The sequence below is a fragment of the Flavobacterium branchiicola genome, from assembly GCF_018383905.1.
Classification (GTDB): domain Bacteria; phylum Bacteroidota; class Bacteroidia; order Flavobacteriales; family Flavobacteriaceae; genus Flavobacterium; species Flavobacterium branchiicola.
Genome location: NZ_JAGYWA010000005.1, coordinates 397,709 through 414,929, shown reverse-complemented (window position 1 = coordinate 414,929; position 17,221 = coordinate 397,709). Strand labels below are relative to the sequence as shown.

At 34.2% G+C, this 17,221-nt stretch carries 18 protein-coding genes; 11 read left to right on the top strand and 7 right to left on the bottom strand.

What is annotated here, in order from left to right:
* The first annotated feature begins 114 nt into the window (after positions 1–114).
* Positions 115–564, top strand: coding sequence for a GyrI-like domain-containing protein (locus tag KHA98_RS14930; protein WP_213258721.1), 450 nt, complete (start codon positions 115–117; stop codon positions 562–564).
* 42 nt (positions 565–606) lie between these two features.
* Here KHA98_RS14930 and KHA98_RS14925 read toward each other — a convergent pair whose 3' ends face one another.
* Complete coding sequence (locus KHA98_RS14925) at positions 607–2,667, bottom strand: M13 family metallopeptidase (RefSeq protein ID WP_213258720.1); 2,061 nt, start codon at positions 2,665–2,667, stop codon at positions 607–609.
* Positions 2,668–2,870: 203 nt separating this feature from the next.
* Between KHA98_RS14925 and KHA98_RS14920 the strand changes: the two genes are divergently transcribed.
* The 6 genes from KHA98_RS14920 to KHA98_RS23020 all read left to right on the top strand — a co-directional run bounded on the left by KHA98_RS14920 (position 2,871) and on the right by KHA98_RS23020 (position 7,595).
* A complete protein-coding gene (locus KHA98_RS14920; protein ID WP_213258719.1) occupies positions 2,871–3,794 on the top strand; it encodes a DMT family transporter in 924 nt (307 codons plus the stop codon).
* Between the two features lie 245 nt (positions 3,795–4,039).
* Positions 4,040–4,705: an SCO family protein gene (locus KHA98_RS14915; RefSeq protein WP_213258718.1), complete on the top strand. Its 666-nt coding sequence runs from the start codon at positions 4,040–4,042 to the stop codon at positions 4,703–4,705.
* 103 nt (positions 4,706–4,808) lie between these two features.
* Positions 4,809–5,048, top strand: coding sequence for a FeoA family protein (locus KHA98_RS14910; RefSeq protein ID WP_026982352.1), 240 nt, complete (start codon positions 4,809–4,811; stop codon positions 5,046–5,048).
* Positions 5,048–7,147, top strand: a complete 2,100-nt coding sequence (feoB, locus tag KHA98_RS14905; protein ID WP_213258717.1) for a ferrous iron transport protein B — start codon at positions 5,048–5,050, stop codon at positions 7,145–7,147. Before KHA98_RS14910 ends, feoB begins: the two co-directional genes overlap by 1 nt.
* Before the next feature lie 6 nt (positions 7,148–7,153).
* Positions 7,154–7,279: a FeoB-associated Cys-rich membrane protein gene (locus KHA98_RS14900; protein ID WP_144336753.1), complete on the top strand. Its 126-nt coding sequence runs from the start codon at positions 7,154–7,156 to the stop codon at positions 7,277–7,279.
* A 187-nt stretch (positions 7,280–7,466) separates the two neighbouring features.
* Positions 7,467–7,595 (top strand): hypothetical protein, encoded by a 129-nt coding sequence (locus tag KHA98_RS23020; RefSeq protein ID WP_262898993.1) that lies wholly within the window; start codon positions 7,467–7,469, stop codon positions 7,593–7,595.
* Positions 7,596–7,610: 15 nt separating this feature from the next.
* Here KHA98_RS23020 and KHA98_RS14895 read toward each other — a convergent pair whose 3' ends face one another.
* From KHA98_RS14895 to KHA98_RS14885, 3 genes are all read right to left on the bottom strand, one after another.
* Entirely contained in the window at positions 7,611–8,264 is a 654-nt protein-coding gene (locus KHA98_RS14895) for an HD domain-containing protein (RefSeq protein WP_213258716.1), read from the bottom strand.
* Positions 8,265–8,417: 153 nt separating this feature from the next.
* A complete protein-coding gene (locus KHA98_RS14890; RefSeq protein ID WP_213258715.1) occupies positions 8,418–9,410 on the bottom strand; it encodes an acyl-ACP desaturase in 993 nt (330 codons plus the stop codon).
* Positions 9,411–9,460: 50 nt separating this feature from the next.
* The gene (locus KHA98_RS14885; protein WP_213258714.1) at positions 9,461–10,201 is read right to left on the bottom strand and encodes a lysophospholipid acyltransferase family protein; all 741 of its coding nucleotides are present in this window, start codon (positions 10,199–10,201) and stop codon (positions 9,461–9,463) included.
* A gap of 125 nt (positions 10,202–10,326) precedes the next feature.
* Here KHA98_RS14885 and rnpA point away from each other — a divergent pair, with 125 nt between their 5' ends.
* The 4 genes from rnpA to KHA98_RS14865 all read left to right on the top strand — a co-directional run bounded on the left by rnpA (position 10,327) and on the right by KHA98_RS14865 (position 14,116).
* The gene (gene rnpA, locus KHA98_RS14880; RefSeq protein ID WP_213258713.1) at positions 10,327–10,731 is read left to right on the top strand and encodes a ribonuclease P protein component; all 405 of its coding nucleotides are present in this window, start codon (positions 10,327–10,329) and stop codon (positions 10,729–10,731) included.
* An 81-nt stretch (positions 10,732–10,812) separates the two neighbouring features.
* Positions 10,813–11,664, top strand: a complete 852-nt coding sequence (locus KHA98_RS14875) for a DUF4349 domain-containing protein (RefSeq protein ID WP_213258712.1) — start codon at positions 10,813–10,815, stop codon at positions 11,662–11,664.
* Positions 11,665–11,666: 2 nt separating this feature from the next.
* The gene (locus KHA98_RS14870; protein WP_213258711.1) at positions 11,667–13,304 is read left to right on the top strand and encodes a S41 family peptidase; all 1,638 of its coding nucleotides are present in this window, start codon (positions 11,667–11,669) and stop codon (positions 13,302–13,304) included.
* A gap of 8 nt (positions 13,305–13,312) precedes the next feature.
* Positions 13,313–14,116, top strand: coding sequence for an OmpA family protein (locus tag KHA98_RS14865; protein WP_213258710.1), 804 nt, complete (start codon positions 13,313–13,315; stop codon positions 14,114–14,116).
* A gap of 650 nt (positions 14,117–14,766) precedes the next feature.
* On the opposite strand, the gene KHA98_RS14860 is transcribed toward KHA98_RS14865, so the two are convergent.
* From KHA98_RS14860 to KHA98_RS14850, 3 genes are all read right to left on the bottom strand, one after another.
* Positions 14,767–15,213: a GNAT family N-acetyltransferase gene (locus KHA98_RS14860; RefSeq protein ID WP_213258709.1), complete on the bottom strand. Its 447-nt coding sequence runs from the start codon at positions 15,211–15,213 to the stop codon at positions 14,767–14,769.
* 200 nt (positions 15,214–15,413) lie between these two features.
* Positions 15,414–16,055: a DUF1579 domain-containing protein gene (locus tag KHA98_RS14855; protein WP_213258708.1), complete on the bottom strand. Its 642-nt coding sequence runs from the start codon at positions 16,053–16,055 to the stop codon at positions 15,414–15,416.
* 174 nt (positions 16,056–16,229) lie between these two features.
* Positions 16,230–17,195, bottom strand: a complete 966-nt coding sequence (locus KHA98_RS14850) for a DUF4837 family protein (RefSeq protein ID WP_213258707.1) — start codon at positions 17,193–17,195, stop codon at positions 16,230–16,232.
* Positions 17,196–17,221 lie beyond the last annotated feature (26 nt).

Below are 17,221 nucleotides of genomic sequence, written 5' to 3'. Positions count from 1 at the left end.
GTGCAGATTTGCGCCATTTTTTATGCCTTAAATTTTAAAATCTTTACGAACTACTGACATACCATTGTCACCAGTTCATTTTAACTTTGATTCATTAATCATAAATTTAAAGAAATGTATACTCAAAAATTCAATGTAATTGGTATTTCGGTTAGAACAACAAATGAAAACGGACAATCAGGACAAGACATTCCAGTACTTTGGAATACTTTTATAACGGAAGCAATTGCAGAAAAAATTCCCAATAAAACTTCTCAAGATATCATTTGCCTTTATACTGATTATGAAAAAGATCATACCAAACCTTACACAACGATTATTGGATGTGCCGTAAAAAGTTTAAATGATATTCCGGAAGGAATGACAGGAAAAGTAATTGAACAAACCTCTTACGAAAGATATATTGTAAATGGGAGACTTTCTGACGGAATCGTTTTTGATGAATGGATAAAAATTTGGAATTCAGATTTAAAAAGATCTTTTACAACTGATTTTGAAGTTTATGGAGAAAAAGCCAACAACCCTGAAAATGCTGAAGTTGATATTTATATCGCTATTGAATAAAAATGAAAACGGCGCTTAATAAGCGCCGTTTTTAATATAAGTCTACCAGATTTTAACTCGTTTTTCTGGCTCAATATACATTTTATCCCCTTTCTTGATTGCGAAAGCGTCGTAAAAAGCATCAACGTTCTGAATTGGAACATATGCTCTGTACATTCCCGGAGAATGCGGATCTGTTTTTACTTGATTTTTAAGTGCCTCATCTCTTGTTTTAGTTCTCCATACGGTAGCCCAGGAAATAAAGAATCTTTGTTCCGGAGTAAATCCGTCAATTAATGCCGGACGTCCGTGTGCTTTCAGGTACAATTGTAAACCATCAAAAGCAGCGTTGATTCCGCCTAAATCACCAATATTTTCACCCAAAGTAAATTTACCATCTACATGAATTCCAGGTAATGGCTCTAAAGCACTATACTGATCTGCTAATTTAGTTCCAAGTTCTGTAAATTGTTTTAAATCATCTTCTGTCCACCAGTCAACAAGATTTCCCTCGGCATTATAACGTGCACCAGAATCATCAAAACCATGTGAAATCTCATGTCCAATTACTGCACCAATTCCACCGTAATTTACAGCTTCATCTGCCTGATAATTGTAAAAAGGAGGCTGTAAGATTGCTGCCGGGAAAACAATCTCGTTGTAAGATGGATTGTAATAAGCATTTACAGTTTGTGGAGACATGTGCCACTCTGTTTTATCAACTGGTTTGGACAATTTATCTATGCTTTTCTTAAAATTCCATCTCGATATGTTTTTAACATTTTCAATGTAACTTCCTCCCTCTGCAACACTTTTAATTTCAAGAGCAGAATAATCTTTCCATTTATCTGGGTATCCAACCTTAATTGTAATTTTATTAAGTTTTTCAATTGCTTTTACCTTCGTTTCTTTAGACATCCAGCTTAAATTATTAATACGGTTTTGGTACGCCGTAATAACATTATGAATCATATCAACTGCCTTGTTTTTAGCTTCAGCAGGAAAAACTTTTTCTACATAAAGTTTCCCAAGAGCCTCACCAACTGATCCATTAACCACATTTAGCGCTCTTTCTTCAGCAGGAAGCTGTTTAATTGCACCTCTTAATGTTTTGCTGTAAAAATCAAAATTTGCATTATCAATTTCTGTTGTCAATTTGCTGGCAACGCTGTTTAACAAATCCCATTTTAAATATTCTTTCCATTGTGCAACTTTGTTTTCTTTAAAAACAGTTTCCAAAGCAGTCATGTATTTAGGTTCAGAAACGATTACAGTATCTAATTTCGTAATTCCTAAACCTGTAAAATAATCGTTCCATTTTATCGCTGGAGTCAACTTTTGAATATCAGCAACTGTCATTGGGTTGTATTGTAAACGGCTGTCTCTTCTTTCAACTCTGTTTAATCTTGGTTTAGACAATTCTGTTTCTAAAGCTAAAATTTCAGCAGCACTTTGTTTTGCTTTTTCTGGCGATTCTCCAATAAACTGAAGCATTCTTGCTACATGCAATTCATATTTAGCACGCTTTTCTTTAGAATCTTTTTCATCAGAAACGTAATAATCTTTATCTGAAAGTCCAAGTTGACTTGGAGCAAGGTTTACAGAATTTTTAGAACTGTTTTTGTCGTCAGCTCCGATGTAAATTCCAAAAAATCCAGAACCGCCTTCTTTCTCCATTTCGACTAAATATTTCTGAACATCAGTAACATTTTTAATTGCGTCGATTTTTTTCAAATAAGGTTTTAAAGGCTCAATCCCTCTTTTATTTCTTCCAACAGAATCCAGATAAGTATTGAATAAATTAATCGCTTTTCCCTGATCTGTATTCGATTTGTAACTTGGGTTTTTCGAAGCTTCCTTCAAAACAGCCATTACATCTTTGTCTGTTCTTTTAATTAACTCATTAAAACTTCCCCAGGTTGTTCTGTCACTCGGGATTTCCGTTTTATTTAGCCAGGCTCCGTTTACATATTTAAAAAAATCCTGAGTCGGACTAATTTTAGTATCCATGTAAGAAACATTTATACCCGGTTCTTTTGAAGTTGTATCCTGAGCATTAACGGCAGTTAATGAAAACATTACCGAAAAAGCACAAAACAATGGTTTGCTTAGTTGTCTTTTCATTATTATTTAAGTTTTTAGTGCGAATACAAACTTATTGTTAAATTTTGATATTATATGTTAAAATTTTTCTAATAGACAAAAAGAAGTATTTTTATTACACCCGATTAATAGAAATCATTAAATCTTTTCATGAATTAACTTTTACTTTTCTTACAATAAATAAAATTGTTTTTGGAATATTTGCTAATCGAATTTAAATCAGGATGAAAGCAAAAATTCAGAATGCCTTTTCAGGAAAAATTGAAGCTATTGGATTTCCAATTCTCGCATTATGTTGGGTAAGTTTTGCCTGGGGAACGACCTGGCTTGCCTCAAAAGAAGGTGTAAAACATATGCCGGCACTTCAATTAGCCACGATTCGTCAGTTTTTTGGAGGAATATTGTATGTTGCCTATTTCGTTTTAAAAAAAGAACCTTGGCCAAAAGGAAAACAATGGGGAACAATCCTGATTCTTACCTTTTTAAATTTTGTGTGCAGCAATGGTTTAAGTACCTGGGGAGTTAAATACATCAGCTCGGGATTGGGCGCTATTATCAGCGCTATATTTCCTGTATGGATTATTATGATTAATTTCTTTAAAGGCGAAAGAGTAGCAAAACTGGCACTAACCGGAATTTTAATCAGTTTTGGCGGAATCTGTATTATTTTCATGGATCATTTAACAGAGTTTTTTAAACCCGATTTTCAATTCGGAATTCTGTTAACTATTGTTTCAACCATTACATGGGCTTTCGGAATATTACATACAAAGAAAAAAGCAGCAAGTTTTAATCCGTATTTTAGTTTAGGACTTCAAATGCTTATCTCGAGTTTTATACTTTACGGCATTACAGAACCTTTGGGTATGAACATTTCTTTAGATAAAATACCAAGCGTTTCCTGGTGGGCAATTGCTTATCTGGTAATTATCGGTTCTGTACTTACTTTTATTGCCTTCATTTATACGTTGCAACATCTTCCAACAGAAATCAGCAGCATTTATGTATACATCAATCCAATTGTAGCTATGATTTTAGGTTCGCTTATTTTTGGAGAAATGCTCACGCAGGCTATTATTATAGGCAGTATTGTAACCTTGTCCGGAATATATCTGGTTAATAAATCCATCCGAAAACCAAAAGTTTAAAGGAATTTTCATTTCGTTGATTTTTTAATCTCGCAAAGTCGCAGAGTCGCAAAACTTAAATTTTCTAAGCTTTGCGTTTTAAGTTTATCAATAGAATGATTTAAAGATCAGCGATCTTTAACTTAAATAAAAAACTTTGCGACTCTGCAACTTTGCGAGATTAATAAAAAATCTAACTTGTTAAAAAGCATTAAAATTGCGACTTTTAAAATGCTCTTTTCGTATTTTTGCGCCAAATTATTTTTATGAAATCGCTTCTTTATAAATACCGCAAATTCTTTATTGTTTTAATTGTCTTTTCGGTTGTTACTATATCTTTATTTTATTCTGCATTAAAGCCACAAAAAACATTACCAATTTATAATCCTGCCGATGTAAATCCGGAATTGGTTGACAGTACGGTTCAATACAAAAGTAAATATCACACTATTGCCGATTTTTCGTTTGTTAATCAAAATGGCGATACCATTACTCAAAAAAATTACGAAGGAAAAATCTATGTTGCCGATTTCTTTTTTACAACCTGCGGATCTATCTGTCCAAAAATGTCTACCAATCTGGTTGATGTTCAAAAAGCAGTCTTAAACAATCCAAAAGTGATGTTGCTTTCACACACTGTTTTCCCGGAAGTTGACAGCGTTTCTGTACTTAAAGCTTATGCCGTAAAATATGGCGTTGTTGACAGTAAGTGGAATTTGGTTACCGGCGATAAAAAAGACATTTATACCATGGCCAGAAAATCTTATCTGGCGGTTAAGTTAGGTCGTCCGGATCAATTATATGATATGGTTCATACTGAGAATTTTGTTCTGGTAGATCAAAAAAGACGTGTTCGTGGTTTTTATGACGGAACAAACAAAGAAGAAATCAAACGTCTTTTGGAAGACATCGATTTCTTGTGTAAAGAGTAAAATCCCTTATTTTTAGAAAGATTTAGCATTTTCAAAGGTGTTAAATGCCTTGAAATAAAGAATAATTGTCTATTTTTGCAATCTAAATTCAATCTAAATAAGCTTGCAAAATACAATTCACACTCTGAAAAAAGGCGAAAAAGCCATTATCAAAGATTTTGATATCGATCTTATTCCTCTAAAGTTATTAGAAATGGGTTGTTTGCCGGGCAGCTTGGTCGAATTACTTCAAATTGCTCCTTTTGGAGATCCTTTATATTTAGACATAAACGGTTCGCATGTCGCTATTCGTATAGAAACTGCTCGTGAAATTGAAGTTGAACTTATCAAAACCAATTTGTAATGAGCATTCAGAATATTAACGTTGCCCTGATTGGGAATCCGAACACCGGAAAAACTTCTGTATTTAATCAGCTTACCGGTTTAAATCAACAGGTTGGGAATTATCCCGGCATTACGGTGGAGAAAAAAATGGGCTTTTGTAAATTACCTCATAACATTAAAGCCAACATTCTGGATTTACCCGGAACGTATAGTTTGAACGCCAGTTCAATGGACGAAAGTGTGGTAATTGAACTTTTACTAAACAAAAACGACAAATTATATCCAGACGTAGCAGTTGTAGTAACAGATGTTGAAAATCTGAAAAGAAACCTGCTGATTTACACTCAAATAAAAGACCTTGAAATTCCGACAATTCTGGTAATCAATATGTCTGATCGTATGGAGCGTAAAGGAATTACATTGGACATTCCGTATTTAGAAGAAAAACTAAAAACTAAAATAGCTCTTGTAAGTTCACGTAAAGGTTTGGGAATTGAAGAATTAAAAAACCTTATTGTTTCTTATAAAACGATTCCGCATGAACCTTGCTTAAATGCTTCAGTAATTGATGAACCGTATTTTGAAAAGTTGCAACATGCTTTTCCGAATCAGCTTTTATATAAATTATGGCTTGTTATTACACAAGACGTTAATTTCTCGAATTTAGACCGAAATGAAATCAGAAGTACTTTTACCAAATCGCATTCAGAATTAAAACGATTACAGCAAAAGGAAACTATTAAACGTTATCAGTTTATCAATGAGGTTCTTAAAGAAGGTTTAAAAGTCGATGCTTCGATGGCAAAAGACATTCGCGCTAAACTGGATCGTGTTTTAACGCACAAAGTTTGGGGTTACGTTATTTTCTTTGCTATTTTATTCTTAATATTCCAGTCGATATTTAGCTGGTCAACAATTCCAATGGATTTTATTGACAGCACTTTCGCATCCTTAAGCGCTTGGGCAGCAGCAGAATTACCAAGTGGTATTTTGACCGATTTGCTTTCGCAGGGAATTATTCCGGGAATTGGTGGTGTCATAATCTTTATTCCGCAAATTGCCTTTTTGTTTTTGTTTATTTCCATTCTGGAGGAAAGCGGTTATATGAGCCGTGTTGTTTTCCTGATGGATAAAATTATGCGCAAATTTGGGCTTTCGGGTAAAAGTGTTGTGCCTTTAATTTCGGGGACTGCCTGTGCAATTCCGGCAATTATGGCAACCCGAAATATTGAAAACTGGAAAGAACGCCTTATTACGATCTTGGTAACGCCATTCACAACTTGTTCAGCAAGATTACCTGTTTACGCCATTATCATTTCGTTGGTAATTCCGAGTACACGTGTTTTTGGAATTTTAAATCTTCAGGGATTAACATTGATGTTTCTTTATGTTTTAGGATTTGCTACAGCAATTATATCGGCTTATATTTTAAATAAGGTTTTAAAATTGGACTCAAAAACGTATTTCGTGGTCGAAATGCCAAGTTATAAATTACCCCTTTTTAAAAATGTGGGAATCAATGTTGTCGAGAAAACCAAAGCATTCGTGGTTGGTGCGGGTAAAATCATTTTAGCGATTTCTGTTATCTTATGGTTCTTAGCTTCTTATGGTCCGGGAAAAGATTTTAATGAGGCGGAAACTATTGTAAAAGAAAGATTCGCAGACACCAAAATTGATGAAGCTCAGTTTGAAAACGAAGTGGCTTCTCAAAAATTAGAGAATTCATATATCGGTTTAATGGGAAGAGCAATCGAACCTGCAATTGCGCCTTTGGGTTACGATTGGAAAATCGGGATTGCGTTAATTAGTTCGTTTGCTGCCCGCGAAGTTTTTGTTGGAACGCTTGCCACAATTTATAGTGTTGGTGACAGTGACAACGAAGCAACCATAAAAAGTAAAATGCAGCAGGAAATTCATCCTGAAAATGGGCAAAAAGTATTCAATTTTGCAACGGGAATATCCTTATTGCTGTTTTATGCTTTTGCCATGCAATGTGCCAGTACACTGGCAATCACTAAAAAAGAGACTAATTCCTGGAAATGGCCGGCAATGCAACTTGTGTTTATGAGTGGTCTGGCTTACTTTACAGCATTATTAGCCTATCAATTCTTAAAATAAAAAGTTATGATACAGGAAATTATTGCCTTTGCTATATTAGGATTTGCAGTTGCTTTTTTGATCAAAAAATTCTTCTGGAAATCCAAAAAGAAAAAAGACTGCGGTAACGGAACTGATTGTGGATGTTCTTAAAAAGATAGAAACAAAGAAGCAAAGGTTCATAGCTGCAAAGTAAAAAAGCTTCAGATAGAAATTAAAATCTATCTGAAGCTTTTTTGTTTGAAGGTATAAAAATGTCTTATTCTGCTATTTTAAAAGCCTAAAATGACCTGTTTGTATATTTTCTGTCGTTACTTTTGATTTCTAAAACTTATCTAAAATGACACAAGAAGATAGAATGGAAATAATAAGAGACAACAGAGTTGCCCGATTACTGTGGTTTACATTAGGTTTTTTATGCGCTGCGACAATTACTTATTTCTATATGATGTATAAATATATCAGCTAAATTTTTAATAAAAATTTACTTCACCCCTTCCCACTCGGCATAAAACTGAGCAAGAAATAATTCCATAAAACGATGTCTTTCTGCAGCGATTTCTTTACCCTTTTCTGTATTCATTTTATCTTTTAAGAGTAAAAGCTTTTCGTAAAAATGATTTATTGTCGGGGCATTATTCTTTTTGTACTCCTCTTTTGTCATATTTGTCATGGGAGCAATTTCCGGATCGTATAATGCTCTGTTTTTAAATCCGCCATAATTGAAGGCTCTTGCCACTCCAATTGCTCCTATCGCATCTAGGCGATCGGCATCCTGCACAATATCTAATTCGACAGAAGAGAACTTCTTTTCAAAATTTCCGCCTTTAAAAGAGATATTTTCAATGATATTGACTACATGCTGGATTGTATCCTCAGAAACATTTTCGGCTTCTAAAAACGCACGGGCTGTCTTTGGCCCTATAGCTTCATCGCCATTATGGAATTTACTGTCGGCAATATCATGAAGCAATGCGCCTAACTGTACCACAACCAAATCACAATTGGTATCGTTTGCAATTAAAAGTGCATTTTTATAAACTCTCTCAATATGAAACCAATCGTGTCCGCCTTCGGCATCATTTAGTTTTTCTTTTACAAAAGAGATTGTTTTATGTATTAAAGCAGGATTACTCATAATTGTTCCGTGGTATTTACTGTTAAGAAATAGTATTCTTTTAAATAAAAATGTTGATTGTCAAAGTTTTGAAACCTCAACAATCAACAAAAATTTCAATATCAATATTAATTACAAAAATCAATTTTAAATCTAAAATCTGCAATCTAAAATTTATAGTCTCGCTGGTTCAACCCATTTAAAGATGTGTGATTCCTGCGGAATTACTAATCTTTCAGATACTTTTGCCATACGAGCCGGCAATTTCATTAAATAATCACGTGCTTTTTCTGCTTCATCAGTCAAATTAGAGATTTTATCAATTTCCCATTTGGTGATTAATTTCTGCATGATATCAACATAATCATTTGCTGTATAAACACCGATACGTTGTGCAGAATCAGAGAATTGCTCAAATGCAGTACTTATTTTTTGTCCAGATTCTCTTAAAAAGTGAGCTGGCATAACGATTTTTTGCTTCATCATGTATTGAAAAGCCAACATCATTTCGCTTGGATCTACCTGAAAAATTCTGGTAACAAATTCGCTATAAGCATGATGATGACGCATTTCGTCACCTGCAATCATTTTACACATTTTAGACAATTTATTGTCACCAAACTTCTTAGCCATTTGAGCTACTCTGTTGTGCGACACATAAGTTGCTAATTCCTGAAAACTGGTATATACAAAGTTTTTGTACGGATCAGATCCAGTTCCAATATCAAAACCGTCGTTGATTAAATGCTGTGTTGTCATTTCGATTTCACGCATGTTCACACGACCAGACAAATACAAGTATTTATTTAAAAGATCTCCGTGGCGGTTTTCTTCTCCGGTCCATTGTCTGATCCATTTAGACCATCCATTGCCACCGTTTTCCACTTGGTTTATACCTTCCACATCCATTAACCATGATTCGTATGTAGGCAAAGCTTCCTCAGTGATAGTATCACCAACAAGCGTAACCCAGAAATCGTATGGTAATTCTTTAGCAATTTCGCGTAATTCTTTTACCTCTTCAAAGAAGTTATCTCCTTCAGAATTAGGCAAAAAGTCTGACGGCTGCCAAATTTTTTCCACTGGAATTAAATACTGTTCAACGAAGCTGTCAACGTTTTTTTCCAAAAACTGCATCACTTCTAATCTAATGTTTTTTATAGACATTACTTATTTTAGATTTGGGATTTAAATTTTAGATCAACTAAAAATTAAATCTATTTATACTCGTTTACTCCTTCTACCACAGCCTTTTCTGTTAAAGCCATCAAATCGGCAAAATCATAATCTTTTACAGCCATAGCTTTGTGTGCTGTAAAAGTCAGGTGATTTCCTAAACCAACCGGAAACATACCATAGCGCACCATTTTCCAGGAATTGTTTATACTAACCGGAACAACATAAGCTGAGGGCGCATATTTGCAAAGGATTTTTAAACCGCTTTGTGCAAATTCTTTCGGTTTTCCAGTTTTGCTACGTGTTCCTTCAGGAAAAATAACCGCAGATCTGGTATTTTTTTCGATATATTCAGACAAGCCTTTAATTACCGGGATAGCTTGTTTAGGGTCTTTACGGTCAATAAGCACAGATCCGCCATGTTTCAGATTAAAAGAAACACTCGGAATTCCGCTTCCTAACTCTTTCTTACTCACAAATTTACAATGAAAACGTCTAAAGTACCAAATCATTGTCACGATATCGTACATACTTTGATGATTTGCGACAAAAATAATTGGAACTCCTTTCGGAATATCATCTACTCCAGTGACTTTATAAGTAGTTCCAACAAGATTAGTACATCTTAAAAGCCAAAAATTCAGATAATCAACACTTTTTTTGTGTGCCTGATAACCAAAAACATTTAAGCAAATCCATTGTATTGGATGAAAAACCACCAAACACAATCCAAAACATAAATAATAAATAACGGATATGGGATACGAAATTATCTTTTGCATGCTTAAAAAATTAATTGCCAAAAGTAATAAATTAATTTTTAGCCGTATAAAAATTGAAAACAATAACGGTTTTTATCGTTTAATTGTACCTTTGCCACAGAATTTGCAAATTTTTTCTGAATTAAATGAACTTTACTTACCCAAAAAACGAACGCTTAAAAAGCAAAACAACGATTGGATTACTGTTTTCTGAAGGAAAATCGGTATCAAAATATCCACTTCGTCTGGTTTATCGTCAGGAGGAAGATAATTCGGGAGAAAAAATCAAACTTGGTGTTTCGGTTTCTAAGAAATATTTCAAGAAAGCCGTAGACCGAAATTACTTCAAAAGAGTCTTGAGAGAAACCTACAGACTTAACAAACATATACTTTGGAATAACGCAGAAGGTTCTTATTCTATAATGTTTTTTTACCAAAGTAAAGACCGTTTATCTTACGAAGAAATCAATACCAAAACGATTCAGTTATTTGAAAAATTTTTACTGCAAGTAAACAAAACTCCAGATTCTGAAACTAAAAAAGAGTCTTAGTTTTCTCAAACACAACTTTGTTTCTCAAATTAGATAGAAAATTATAAAAAAATTGTAGTTTTAGCTCTAAATTGAAACTTTATGCGACATCTTCTCTTTTTAGTTGTTTTTGTCTTAGTTCTTTCTGGCTGTAATAAAACTGGAGCTTCAAACGAAGATAATATTGTTGTTTCTTCTATTCAAATGCCTGCAAAAGTAGAAAACGTTGCTTATGACAAAAAACCTGATCCTTCTTCTCCAGAACCACCGTCACCTCCGAAATTCAAAGAGCAAATCGAGCAAAAAATAATTAAAGAAGCGACTTTAAAATTTGAAACCGATAATTTAGAAAACTCTTTTAATCAAATTCAAAAAGCGGTTACAAATAATAAAGCTCGAATTATAAATGATTCTGAAGGAAAAGATTTTGGAACTCTTTTTAGAAATCTTACGATAAAAGTACCAAGCCAGAATTTTGATCGTTTTATAAATGATGTTTCTAAAGGTATTTCTTATTTTGAAGTTAAAAATATATCAGCACATGATGTTACAGAAGAATTTATCGATTTAACTTCCCGATTAAAAACAAAGAAAAAACTCGAAGAACGCTATCTCGAAATTTTAAAGAAAGCCAATAAAGTAAGTGAAATTTTAGAAATCGAAGAACAAATTTCTGCTATTCGTGAAGAAATTGAATCCAAAGAAGGGCAATTAAAATATTTGGAAAGCCGTGTTTCTGAGAGTACAATTACTATTGAGTTTTATAAAACAATACCCGAAAAAGAAGGCATTAAAATTTCATACGGTTCTAAACTTTGGAATGCTACTAAATCTGGATTCTACACTTTATCCGATTTATTGCTTTCATTGTTAAGTTCCTGGCCGTTTATAGTTTTATTTGTCGTATTTGCGTATTTTATTAGAAAAAGATTAAAAAGAAGAAAAAAAGAATAATCATGTATCCATATTTAAAAAAGAGATTCATTGTACCCACTGTTGCGGCAGGGTTTTTATTTATTGGAACTAGTTTCAAAGACGATTTTTTTGAAATTGCCAAGCAAATAGAAATTTTCACAACGCTGTTTAAAGCGGTCAATACAAATTATGTAGACGAAACTAATCCGGGCGATTTAATGGACAAAGCCATTAAGAGCATGTTAGGAAGTCTGGATCCTTATACGGTTTATTTTAATGAGCAGGATGTTGTTAATTTCAAAATCAACAATACGGGCGAATATACCGGAATTGGTGCTATGATCGCCAGGAAGAAAGACAGATTAATTGTTCGCGAACCGTACAAAAACTATCCTGCCGACAAAGCCGGATTAAAAGCCGGAGACGAAATCATACAGATTGGTGATGTTTTAATTGCCGATTTTAAAGATGATGCTTCGCAATTACTAAAGGGAACTAAAAATACCAAAATTGCGATAAAATACCTTCGTCAGGGAAAAACAATGACAACTGAATTGATTTTGGATGAAGTTGATATTAAATCTGTTCCGTTTTACGGAAAAATCGATGATAAAACTGGTTATATTGTTTTAGCACATTTTAGTCGTAAAGCATCTAGTGAAGTTAAAGAAGCTTTAGAAAAACTAAAAGCAGATGGAGCAACACAAATCGTTCTTGATTTAAGAGGAAATCCGGGTGGATTGTTGAATGAGGCTATTGATATCTGTAATTTATTTGTTCCGAAGAATGAGGTTATTGTAACTACAAAATCAAGAATCGAAAAACATAATAACACTTACAAAACAAACAAAGAACCAGTTGACACTCAAATTCCGCTGGCCATTTTAGTAAATGGAAGAAGTGCCTCTGCCTCCGAAATTGTATCGGGAGCTTTGCAGGATCTTGATCGTGCCGTAATTTTAGGAAGCCGTAGTTTTGGTAAAGGTCTGGTGCAACGTTCTGTTGATTTAACTTACGGAACTCAACTGAAAGTTACAATTTCCCGCTACTATACTCCTTCTGGTCGTTGTATTCAGGCTTTGGATTATGCTCATAAAGATAAAAATGGAGTGGCTCAAAAAACAGATGCTAAAAACTTTAATGCGTTTAAAACCAGAAAAGGAAGAACCGTTTATGACGGTGGTGGCGTTTTGCCGGATATTGAACTAGACGAAACCAAAATGAGTCCAATTACGACAGCATTGCTAAAAAACGATGGTATTTTTGATTATGCCACGACGTATTATTACAAAAACCCAAATCTTGGAGATAAAATCCCTGTGGTAAGTGATGCCGATTACACGAGTTTTAAGCAGTATTTAAAAACAAATAAAATCAGTTTTGATACAGAGACCGAGATTGCATTAAAAAACACGCTTAACGCAGCTAAAAACGAAAAAATAGACGAAACAATCGCTCCGGAATATCAGCAGTTACTTGCGGCTTTAGAAAAGAGCGAAAACACTTTATTAGACAAAAATCAAAAAGAAATCCGAAATCTGATTCAGGAAGAGTTAATCAAAAGATATCAGTATCAGGAAGGTTTATATCAATTTTATATCAAAAACAATTCAGAAATTAAAAAAGCAGTCAACGTTTTAAATAATCAAACTGAGTACAAAACGATTTTAAAAATGTAAAAAAAGAAATGAAAATTTGTTTACCCTTATTTCTGTTTATTATTTACAATTTATCGGCACAACAAAAACCCATTGAAACCATTTATTTTGAGTTTGACAAATATGATCTGACTCCCAAACAAACCGAAATTGTAACTAATTTTATTAAATCTATTGACACTACAAAAGTAGAGTCGATACAAATTTATGGCTACTGCGATGATCGTGGTAACGATGAGTATAACTATGCGTTATCTAATAATCGCGCCAATACGATTCAGAATCTATTGGTTTCTGCCGGATTCAATGAAACCAAAATAGTCATTCTGGAAGGTAAAGGCCGCATAGTCGTAAAACCCGACACTGTAGAAAATCTTCACGAAACGAGAACCAAAAATCGTCGGGTTGATTTGATCGTGGTAAAACGTAACAGTTTTGGAAAAGGCATTTACACTTCGTTTAAAGATAATCTGAAAGTTGGCGATAAAATCTATCTCGAAAGCATCTTATTTGATATTGGAAGCGCAAAGCTAACTCCGTCTTCAAAAAAAGAACTTGATAAAATTGCCACTAAACTGCAAACGCAAAAGAATCTAAAATTTGAGATTCGCGGTCACGTATGTTGCACTCCCGAAATTTACAGCGACGGAATCGACAAAGACACCAACGAAAGAAGACTTTCCTGGAATCGCGCCAAAACTGTTTTCAATTATTTGAGCTCGAAAAAAGTTTCTAAAAACCGAATGTCATATCAGGGTTGTGGCAATAAATATCCGCTGGGAAGGGGAGATAATTTTGATCGCCGTGTAGAGTTTTTGATTACCAAAATTTAAAGCTTTAAATCCTAAAACATAGCAAAGTGACATAAAGTATTACTTTAAGAAATACTGGTATTCTCTTGTAATTTAACTTATTACAGCTTTAAAAATATTTATTGCAACAAAGTTGCTGTTAAGAATTAATTTAGTTGTGAGGAGTTACTTGCGAGGATTTCTCCTTACTTCGAAATGACAATATTGTAGAGAAACTTGAGAGATAGCAAACACTTAAAGCTTCACCACAAGCAATCCTGAAAAGTTTTTCCGCAGCGAATTACACACTCAGTTTTGTCATTTCGACGTAAGGAGAAATCACATAAGAATTTCCGTAAAGTGAATCGCCAATCTTTGTCGAGTTTCTAGTGAGATTTCTCCTTCGTCGAAATGACAAAACTAAGCGGAAACTGCTTTTGATTTACTTTGTGGAGCTACTTGCGGAGATCCTTCCTTCGTCAGGATGACAAGATTGCGTATAATTTCATACTACCATTTTTCACGCAAACTTGTCATTCCGAGGAACGAGGAATCGCACGCGGGATTCCGTAAAGAGGATCGCCAATCTTTGTCGAGTTTCTAGTGTGATTTCTCCTTACGTCGAAATGACAAAACTTGATGAGCAAACCCGACAGGTTTTAAAAACCTGTCGGGTTTTACGATTAGTATTATTATCCTCTTATCATCTCAATATGCTCGATATCGTCTTCAAGGTACATCTCGCTTGACTGAACAAAACCGTGGCTTTCGTAGAACTTTTTTAAATACAACTGTGCGCCAATTGTAATTTTATCTTTTCCAAAATTTGCTTTTATTCCAGCAATGGCTTCACGCATTAAATCATGTCCCCATTTTCTATCGCGATAATCTGCATGAACTGTTACTCTTCCAATTGAGGCATTATCAAAACTGATTCCGGCATCAAATAAGCGGGAATAAGCTACAATTTTACCATCATATTCGCCAAGTAAGTGCAATGCTTTCTTGTCTTTACCATCAAGATCTAAATAAACGCAGTTTTGCTCCACTACAAAGATCTCACTTCTTACTTTAAGCAAATCGTATAACTCATGAACAGTTAATGCCTCAAAAGGCTTTATTTTCCATTTTAATTCCATTCTAACTAAAGTTTCGCCACAAAGGCACTAAGTCGCAAAGTTAACTTTTTATTTTCTGGGTATAAAAAATGCTGAATCCAAATAAAAAACCCGACTACAAATTGCAATCGGGTGATTTTGTGATCTTGCCTTCTTCAGGAAGACAAAAGCGAAGAGAAACTTTGTCCCTTTGAACCTCTGCTACTTTGAGCCTTTAAAAATTATTTCTTTTTCATGATAATTTCCATGCTTTTATATTCGGCACCATTTTTTGTATCGTACATTTCCAATTTTCGTGTGGTTGGATCAACAATCGTATATACTTCACGATATGGTGATTTTTTTCCTGTTATTGGGTTTACAACATCGCCTTTCAGTTCCATTGTTTTGTTGGCCTCATTATAAGTTCCCATGCCCACCATCATTCCGGTTCCCATGTTATCGATAAATGTGTTGGTATATTCCTTACTTGCGTTGTTGTAAGCGACTGTTCCTTTTCCTTCAAAAGGGGCGCCCATAATAGTTCCTTTATAATCTGTTTCCTGATAACGTCCGCCAAGAAGCATTTTTACCGTAGCAACCGAAGATGCTTTTTCTGGTTTTGCATTTGGTTCGTACCAAAAAGTCATGTCGCAATTCCATGTTCCTACTTCATCTGCTAATAATTTGTGCGGTTCTCCGGGAGTGGCATAAGCTTGCCATGCTTTGGCTTGTGTGGCAGAATCTACAGGTATTTCTGCAACCGGCTCTTCTGTTTTTATACTATCTGAATCTTTTGTTGTAACAACTTCGGTCTTTTCTTCTTTTTTACAAGAAATAAAACACAATACTAAAATTACTAATGTTGCGGTTAACTTTTTCATAACTATTTGTTTTTATGTTTGTTATAAACAAAAGTAAGAAAAATTATAAAGGCATTTGTTTTAGATTCCAAGTTTCAGGTTTCACGTTTCAAGTTAGAACAACTGCCGCTAAGAAAGACATCAATAATCAAACAACGCAAAAAACCTGAAACCTGAAACTTGAAACAAATAAAACTATCTTTTATCTATCTTAACCGATTTAATAATCGCTTCAAGATCCAGCATTAAATCGCGTTCCTGATTGGAAGGCGAATAACAGAAACCTTCAATCACCAGTATTCTATTGTATTTTTCATCTACAATAGCATAATTAATAAAAGGGCCTGCCATAAAATCGTTCTTGAGTTCCCAAGTTCCTTTTGTTTCATAGGTTTTCTTTCCGTCTAAAAGTATCGTAGAGAAATAAGGGGCATAAGCTTCGCCTGTAATCATACGGGTATTGGGTTCTCTGCCTTTGATATAATAACCAACAGAATCACGCATTTTGATAATGTCTGAGACTACGTTATTTTTTTTAAAGTTATGAAGCGGAATCTGGTAAATAAGTAAACTGGTGTTTCCGCTGATGATGTCTTTTTTAAGCCAGATAAAATTCTTTTTATGCAGCATATATTCATAACCAACCGGAATCTGAATATTAATGTGAAATTTATTCTTGATAATTGCAGGATGCAGTAATGATTTACTATTGTCCTCCTGAATTTTTTGAATCTCCGAGTCTCTAATCATCTTGATAATCTGAGCCGAATTTAATTCGAGACTGCAAATTATATCTTCTACTGATTTTGCGTAAATGCGAAAGGTATTGTGCGGAAGGTTTTTACTTCGAATGTATTCGAACTTTTCTGTTGCTGCTTTTTTTACAATAATAATGCTTCGGCTATCGGTCACGAAGCCTTCGAGTAATTTGGCAGGATATTGATTTATTGTAAAAAGTGGTTCCTCCTGAGTAAGTCCCAAAACGGGCGAGGCAAATTTATTACGAATACTGTCGCCAACTTCTCCGTACCACAACTGATCATCGATAATTATCGAAATCGTATTGGTTTTTCCTGATACAGGCTGTGGTTGCTTATCGGTTTTTAGACATGATAAAAGCAAAAACGGTATTATTAGAAACAAAAAATGGGTTTTATTCATTTTTTTAATTTATGAAATAAAACCCA

Excerpts from the sequence above, each read along its gene's own strand:
- KHA98_RS14930 (WP_213258721.1), top strand. The coding sequence starts at position 115 with ATGTATACTCAAAAATTCAATGTAATTGGTATTTCGGTTAGAACAACA.
- KHA98_RS14925 (WP_213258720.1), bottom strand. The coding sequence starts at position 2,667 with ATGAAAAGACAACTAAGCAAACCATTGTTTTGTGCTTTTTCGGTAATG.
- KHA98_RS14920 (WP_213258719.1), top strand. The coding sequence starts at position 2,871 with ATGAAAGCAAAAATTCAGAATGCCTTTTCAGGAAAAATTGAAGCTATT.
- KHA98_RS14915 (WP_213258718.1), top strand. The coding sequence starts at position 4,040 with ATGAAATCGCTTCTTTATAAATACCGCAAATTCTTTATTGTTTTAATT.
- feoB (WP_213258717.1), top strand. The coding sequence starts at position 5,048 with ATGAGCATTCAGAATATTAACGTTGCCCTGATTGGGAATCCGAACACC.
- KHA98_RS14900 (WP_144336753.1), top strand. The coding sequence starts at position 7,154 with ATGATACAGGAAATTATTGCCTTTGCTATATTAGGATTTGCAGTTGCT.
- KHA98_RS23020 (WP_262898993.1), top strand. The coding sequence starts at position 7,467 with ATGACACAAGAAGATAGAATGGAAATAATAAGAGACAACAGAGTTGCC.
- KHA98_RS14895 (WP_213258716.1), bottom strand. The coding sequence starts at position 8,264 with ATGAGTAATCCTGCTTTAATACATAAAACAATCTCTTTTGTAAAAGAA.
- KHA98_RS14890 (WP_213258715.1), bottom strand. The coding sequence starts at position 9,410 with ATGTCTATAAAAAACATTAGATTAGAAGTGATGCAGTTTTTGGAAAAA.
- KHA98_RS14885 (WP_213258714.1), bottom strand. The coding sequence starts at position 10,201 with ATGCAAAAGATAATTTCGTATCCCATATCCGTTATTTATTATTTATGT.
- rnpA (WP_213258713.1), top strand. The coding sequence starts at position 10,327 with ATGAACTTTACTTACCCAAAAAACGAACGCTTAAAAAGCAAAACAACG.
- KHA98_RS14875 (WP_213258712.1), top strand. The coding sequence starts at position 10,813 with ATGCGACATCTTCTCTTTTTAGTTGTTTTTGTCTTAGTTCTTTCTGGC.
- KHA98_RS14870 (WP_213258711.1), top strand. The coding sequence starts at position 11,667 with ATGTATCCATATTTAAAAAAGAGATTCATTGTACCCACTGTTGCGGCA.
- KHA98_RS14865 (WP_213258710.1), top strand. The coding sequence starts at position 13,313 with ATGAAAATTTGTTTACCCTTATTTCTGTTTATTATTTACAATTTATCG.
- KHA98_RS14860 (WP_213258709.1), bottom strand. The coding sequence starts at position 15,213 with ATGGAATTAAAATGGAAAATAAAGCCTTTTGAGGCATTAACTGTTCAT.
- KHA98_RS14855 (WP_213258708.1), bottom strand. The coding sequence starts at position 16,055 with ATGAAAAAGTTAACCGCAACATTAGTAATTTTAGTATTGTGTTTTATT.
- KHA98_RS14850 (WP_213258707.1), bottom strand. The coding sequence starts at position 17,195 with ATGAATAAAACCCATTTTTTGTTTCTAATAATACCGTTTTTGCTTTTA.